Origin of the sequence: Thermosynechococcus sp. (assembly GCF_046299635.1) — a bacterium.
Classification (GTDB): domain Bacteria; phylum Cyanobacteriota; class Cyanobacteriia; order Thermosynechococcales; family Thermosynechococcaceae; genus Thermosynechococcus.
The window spans coordinates 1-554 of sequence record NZ_JBKBHV010000078.1; the positions used below are offsets into that span (position 1 = coordinate 1).

The 554-nt window shown below is 47.3% G+C and carries 2 protein-coding genes; one reads left to right on the forward strand and one right to left on the reverse strand.

Annotation, left to right across the window (positions count from 1 at the left end; genetic code table 11):
• A partial coding sequence (locus ACK4IR_RS12415) for a helix-turn-helix domain-containing protein (protein WP_409874648.1) occupies positions 1 to 273 on the reverse strand: 273 nt, incomplete at its 3' end.
• Positions 274 to 328: 55 nt separating this feature from the next.
• Here ACK4IR_RS12415 and ACK4IR_RS12420 point away from each other — a divergent pair.
• Complete coding sequence (locus tag ACK4IR_RS12420; RefSeq protein WP_409874647.1) at positions 329 to 499, forward strand: IS200/IS605 family transposase; 171 nt, start codon at positions 329 to 331, stop codon at positions 497 to 499.
• The last annotated feature ends 55 nt before the right edge of the window (positions 500 to 554 follow it).

Genomic DNA, 554 nt, shown 5'->3' on the forward strand with positions numbered 1-554 from the left:
GGCATTAACCGAAGCTAGGTGAGGGTTGCGACGCTTCGCTTCAGTTAACCGTTGGCACTGCACCTTGAAATCAGGGTACGGTGCGTCCGCTGGGATGATGTACTCCCTATGCAGAGAGCAGGCATTGACTGAACACTTCCGAGAAGCAATCCAGTCTTTGCGCTCCTTTAGCGCATAATTCCAAACCTGGCGACAAACCTCCAGATAGTGGTCGATCTGTTCTGCTTGTTGCTTGGTCGGTTTTAGCTTGTACTCATACGTCATGGTTATCATGGTGAAATGATAACAACATTTAGTCGCTTGTGATGTCATCATCCTTAAGCATAACTTGAAGACTGTTTCGAGTCGCCTGATTCGTAAGGAGTTTGCAGAACATCTAAGTAAAGTCTATCGTGGTAAACCTGTTTTCTGGAGTCGTTCATACTGCATAATTTCCTGTGGTGGAGCACCTCTTTCCGTCGTTGTCCAGTATATTCAGCAACAAGCTGAAATTGAGTAATTCCTCCCGCTGGTCGTCTGCCGCTTCACCAGCACTGCGGCACTTTTCAGGTAGA